This window comes from Methylobacter marinus A45 (assembly GCF_000383855.1).
In the GTDB taxonomy this organism is placed as follows: Bacteria; Pseudomonadota; Gammaproteobacteria; order Methylococcales; family Methylomonadaceae; genus Methylobacter; species Methylobacter marinus.
In genome coordinates, this window is record NZ_KB912877.1 from 3,729,452 (window position 1) to 3,735,703 (window position 6,252).

Consider the following 6,252-nt stretch of genomic DNA (forward strand, 5'->3'; position numbering starts at 1 on the left):
GGTGGACAGTCTGCGCGCGCATCTGGCCGAGACGCTGCCCGACTACATGGTGCCCGCCGCCTTCGTGCATCTGGCCGCGCTGCCGCTGAGCCCGAACGGCAAGCTGGACCGCAAGGCGCTGCCGGCGCCCGATGCCGGCGCCCTGCAAACGCGGCAGTATGAGGCGCCGCAAGGCGAGACCGAACAGGCTCTGGCGGATATCTGGGCCGAACTGCTCAAGATCGACCGGGTCGGCCGGCACGATAATTTCTTTGAACTGGGGGGACATTCCTTGTTAGCGATATCACTGATTGAAAAGATGGGACAGAAGGGATTAACCGCGGACGTGAGAGTGGTATTTACCGCTCCAACGCTGGCCAAACTGGCCGAAGCCGTGGAAGAAGAACAAATTATGGAGATCAGAATATGAAAATTGACGCGCTATTACAGCAACTCAGCGAGAGAAACCTCTCACTCGCTATCGAAAATGACGAGTTGGTCATTCTTGGAAAAAAACAGGCATTAGCCCCCTCATTACTTGCCGAGTTGCGTGATACCAAGCCCGCTTTGATTGAGTTTCTAAAGTTAAACGGTCCCATCGCCGCCAACAAGCCTGTTGCTGGTTCCCTGGACAGTTCTCAATTATTGAATCTGGCGCCTGAGTATGTAGACCAAATCACGGCCGCGGTGCCGGGCGGGGCGGCCAACGTGCAGGACATCTATCCGCTGGCGCCGCTGCAGGAAGGCATTCTGTTCCACCATCTGATGGAGTCCAAAGGCGATGCCTACCTGCTGCCGTACCTGATGGCGTTCGACACGCGCGAACGCCTCGACAGTTTCCTGAGCGCCCTGCAGGCGGTAGTCGACCGTCACGATATCCTGCGCACGGCCATGGCCTGGGAAGGCCTGCCGGAACCGGTACAGGTGGTCTGGCGCTCCGCGAAACTGGCGATCGAGGAGGTCGTCATCGACCCTGAAGCCGGCGAGGCGGCCGAACAGCTGCAGGAACGTTACCATCCGAGACATTATCGCGTCGACGTGCGCCAGGCGCCGCTGATCAACGGCTACACCGCCTATGACCCCAGGGAAAAGCGCTGGTTGCTGTTGCTGTTGACACACCATCTGGCGATCGATCACACCACGATCGACATCCTGCTGGAGGAGATCCTGATGCACCAGTTGGGCCGGGCGGAGCAACTGCCGGCGCCGCTGCCGTTCCGCAACTTTGTCGCGCAGGCCCGGCTGGGGATGAAGCCGGAAGAACACGAAGCCTTTTTCCGCGACATGCTGGCCGATGTCGACGAGCCGACGGCGCCGTTCGGCCTGCTCGACGTCCTGGGCGACGGCAGCCGGATTCAGGAAGCCAGACTGACCGTCGCCACGGATTTGGCGCAACGCCTGCGGGAACAGTCCCGAACCCTGGGCATCAGCGCCGCCAGCCTGTTTCATCTGGCCTGGGCCGCGGTGCTGTCGCGGACCTCCGGGCGCGACGACGTGGTGTTCGGCACGGTGCTGTTCGGGCGCATGCAGGGCGGCGAGGGCGCCGGCCGGACGTTGGGGATGTTCATCAATACCCTGCCGCTGCGCGTGCAGCTGGCCCAGGGCAGCGTTCTGGAACAGGTCCGTGACGTGCAGGGCCGGCTGGCCGGCCTGCTGCGCCATGAACATGCGCCGCTGAGCCTGGCGCAGCGTTGCAGCGGCGTACAGGCGCCGGCGCCGCTGTTCAGCGCACTGCTCAACTACCGGCACAGCCAGTCCGCCGCGCCGGCGGACAGCGCCGCCGCCTGGCAGGGCATCGAAGCCCTGTCGGCGGGCGAAGAGCGCACCAACTACCCGATCGTGTTATCCGTGGATGATCTGGGCGAAGAGTTTACGCTGACCGCGCAAACCCTGCCGCCGGCGGCGCCGGAACGGCTGTGCGCCCTGATGCACACGGCGCTGGACAACCTGATCAGCGCCCTGGAAAGCGCACCGGACACCGCCATGGGCCGGATCGGCGTGCTGCCGGAGGCCGAGCGCCGTCAGGTGCTTTACGACTGGAACGCCACCCGGGCCGATTATCCGCAAGAGCAATTGCTGCACGAACCGTTTGAAGCCCAGGCCGCCCGGCAACCTGATGCCATGGCGGTGGTGTTCGGGGATCAGGCACTGACCTATGGCGAACTCAACATCAAAGCCAATCAGCTGGCGCACCATTTGCGCAGTTTAGGCGTAGGCCCCGACGTTTTGGTTGCGATCTGCATGGAGCGCAGTCTGGAAATGGTAGTGGGGCTGCTGGGCGTCCTGAAAGCGGGCGGCGCTTACGTGCCGCTGGATACGGCCTATCCGGAAGACAGGCTGGCCTACATGCTGAACGATGCAGCGCCCAGGGTGCTGCTGACGCAAGAGCACCTTAAGAAGCACCTGCCGGCCACGAAAGCTCAAGTGATTGCGCTGGACCGGGACTGGCGCAAGATCGCCGAACAGGCGGACACGAACTTGCCGCCGTACTCGCTGGGCCTGACTCCGGCGCATCTGGCCTATGTGATCTACACCTCCGGTTCCACCGGGCAGCCCAAGGGCGTCATGGTGCCGCACGCCGGCGTGATGAACCTGGTCAGCTGGCACAACCGGCAGTTCCAGGTGAGCGCCGCCGACCGGGCCACGCAACTGGCGGGCCTGGCCTTCGACGCCAGCGCCTGGGAAACCTGGCCGTACCTGCTGGCCGGCGCCAGCCTGCACCTGGTCCGGCCCGAACTGCTGGGCCAGCCGGAGGCGCTGTGGCAACGGCTGGCCGACGATCGCATCACGGTGGCGTTCATGCCGACGCCGCTGGCGGAACTGATGCTGACGACCCCCCGGCCCGAACAGCTGGCCCTGCGCTGCCTGCTGGCCGGCGGCGACCGGCTGCACGGCTATCCGCCGGCCGGATTGCCGTTCGAACTGGTCAACAACTACGGCCCCACCGAGAACAGCGTGGTTTCGACCTCCTGCCCGGTGCCGGCCGGAAAAGAAGGCCTGCCGCCGATCGGCAAGCCCATCGCCAACACCCACGTCTACCTGCTGGACTCTCATCTCGAACCCGTTCCGGTCGGTGTCATGGGCGAGCTGTATGTAGGCGGCGCCGGACTGGCGCGGGGTTACCTGAACCGGCCCGAGCTGAACGCCGAACGCTTTATCCAAGATCCGTTCAGCGACGATCCCGAAGCCCGGCTGTACAAGACCGGCGACCTGGGCCGCTGGCTGGAGGATGGTAGTATCGAGTTCCTCGGCCGCAACGATTTCCAAGTCAAGATCCGCGGCTTCCGCATCGAGCTGGGCGAGATCGAGGCCCGGCTGGCCGAGCATCCGCAGGTGCGGGAAACGGCGGTGCTGGCCCGCGAGGACGGCACCGGCGGCAAACGGCTGGTGGCTTATTACACCGGCGACGCCGACGTGGCGGCGGACAGCCTGCGCGCGCACCTGGCCGAAACCCTGCCCGAATACATGGTGCCTGTCGCCTTCGTGCACTTGGAAGCGCTGCCGCTGACCGCCAACGGCAAGCTGGACCGGAAAGCTCTGCCGGCACCGGAGGGCGATGCTTATGGCGCACGTGAGTATGAGGCGCCGCAAGGCGAGACCGAACAGGCTTTAGCCGCCATCTGGTCCGAGCTGCTCAAGGTCGAGCAGGTCGGCCGCCACGACAATTTTTTCGAACTGGGCGGACATTCCCTGCTGGCTGTGTCGCTCATTGCGCGCATGCGCCAGGCCGGACTGAACGCCGACGTGCAGGCCTTGTTCGCCGCACCGACGCTGGCCGGACTGGCTGCCGCAGTCGGCGGCGATTCCCGGCAGGTCATGGTCCCGCCTAACGCTATTCCGGCCGATGCGACGGCCATTACCCCGGACATGCTGCCGCTGGTAGCCCTGTCGCAGGCCGATATCGACCGCATCACGGCCGCCGTGCCGGGCGGGGCGGCCAACGTGCAGGATATCTATCCGCTGGCGCCGCTACAGGAAGGCATTCTGTTCCACCATTTGATGGAGTCCGAAGGGGACGCCTACCTCTTGCCCTCTTTGTTGGCTTTCGATAGCGCCGAGCGGCTGCAAGAGATCGTGGTTGCGCTGCAGGCGGTGATTGACCGGCACGATATCCTGCGCACTTCCGTGGCCTGGGAGGGATTGCCGGAGCCCGTGCAGATCGTGTGGCGCCAGGCTTCGCTGAGCGTAGAGGAGGTCATCCTGGACCCTGAAGCGGGCGATGTGGCCGGACAATTGACGGAACGTTACCATCCGAGACATTACCGCTTCGATGTGCGCCAGGCGCCGTTGATGCGGGTTTATACCGCCTATGATAAAGCCAACGACCGCTGGCTGTTGTTGCTGATGATGCACCATTTGGTGTCCGACCACACCGCGCTGGCATTGCTGATGGAAGAGGCGAGGGCACACCTGCAGGGACAGGGGAATCAGCTGCCGGCGCCGCTGCCGTTCCGCAACTTTGTCGCTCAGGCGCGGCTGGGGATGAAGCCGGAAGAGCACGAAGCCTTCTTCCGCGACATGCTGGCCGATGTCGACGAGCCGACGGCGCCGTTCGGCCTGCTCGACGTCCTGGGCGACGGCAGCCGGATTCAGGAAGCCAGGCTGGACGTCGCCACGGATCTGGCGCGCCGGCTGCGGGAACAGGCGAAGACATTGGGCATCAGCGCCGCCAGCCTGTTTCACCTGGCCTGGGCCATGGTGTTGTCGCGGACCTCCGGGCGCGATGACGTGGTGTTCGGCACGCTGCTGTTCGGGCGCATGCAGGGCGGCGAGGGCGGCGACCGGGTGCTGGGGATGTTCATCAACACCCTGCCGCTGAGAGTGCGGCTGGCCCAGGGCAGCGTCCTGGAACAGGTCCGTGAAGTGCAGAGTCGGCTGGCCAGCCTGCTGCATCATGAACATGCGCCGCTGAGCCTGGCGCAACGCTGCAGCGGCGTACAGGCGCCGGCGCCGTTGTTCAGCGCGCTGCTCAACTACCGGCACAGCCAGGACGACGACTCGGCGGACAACGCAGTCGCCTGGCAGGGCATCGAAGTCCTGTTGGCGGGCGAAGAGCGCACCAATTACCCGATCGGACTGGATGTGGACGATTTGGGCGAAGGTTTCTCGCTGATCGCGCAAACCCTGCCGCCGGTGGCGCCGGAACGGCTGTGCGCTTTGATGCACACGGCGCTGGAAAACCTGATCAGCGCCCTGGAAAACGCACCGGACACAGATATGGGCCGGCTCGGCGTGCTGCCGGATGCCGAGCGCCACCAGGTGCTGTACGGCTGGAATGCCACCCAGGCCGACTATCCCAAGGACCGCTGCGCCCACGAACTGTTCGAGGCGCAGGCGCTGCAAACACCCGAGGCCGATGCCCTGATATGGGACGGCGGCCGGCTGAGCTACGCCGAGCTCAACGTCAAAACCAACCAGCTGGCGCACCATTTGCGCGGTTTGGGGGTCGGCCCCGACGACCGGGTCGCGATCTGCGCCGAGCGCGGGCCGGACATGATCATCGGCCTGCTGGCCATTCTCAAGGCCGGCGGCGCCTACGTGCCGCTGGACCCGGCCTATCCCGAGGAACGACTGGCCTACATGCTGACCGACAGCGCCCCGGCGGTGCTGCTGATACAAAGCGGGCTGGCCGCGCGCTTCGCCGACTGCGCGCCGGCGGTACCGCGCCTGCTGCTCGACGCCGACCCGGCGCCCTGGGCGGCACAGCCTGGCGCTAACCTGGACCCGCAAGCGCTGGGCCTGACGCCACGGCACCTGGCCTACGTCATCTACACCTCCGGCTCGACCGGCCAGCCCAAGGGCGTGATGATCGAACACCAGTCCCTGGTCAATTATTCCCTGGGGGCGGCCGAGGTGTTCGAGCTGACCGGCGCCGATACCGTCCTGCAGCAGAACTCCCTGAATTTCGACCTGTCCGTCGAAGAGATCTTCCCGGCGCTGCTGTCCGGGGCGACGCTGGCGCCGAGCGAGCGGCTGTTCGGCATGGACAGCGACCTACGCCCGACCTTCGTGCACCTGACCGCCGCGCACTGGCACACCCTGGTGGCGGAATGGGAACGCTCGCCGGACAAGGCGCGCGAACAACTGGCCGGCGTCAGATTGCTCAACGTGACCGGCGACGCGCTGTCGCCGCAAAAGCTGCAAGCCTGGGAAGCGCTCTGGCCCGATAAGCCAACCAAACTGGTCAACACCTACGGCCCCACCGAAGCCACCGTCTCCTGCACGGCCGCCTACGTCAAACACAACCCAGAAATGGCCAGCGTCACCATCGGC

2 protein-coding genes are annotated in these 6,252 nt (G+C 65.3%); both read left to right on the top strand.

What is annotated here, in order from left to right:
- On the top strand, window positions 1–409 hold a 409-nt coding region (locus tag METMA_RS25885; protein ID WP_232216377.1), incomplete at its 5' end, for a phosphopantetheine-binding protein.
- A partial coding sequence (locus METMA_RS27580) for a non-ribosomal peptide synthetase (RefSeq protein ID WP_020160422.1) occupies window positions 406–6,252 on the top strand: 5,847 nt, incomplete at its 3' end. The genes METMA_RS25885 and METMA_RS27580, both read left to right, overlap by 4 nt.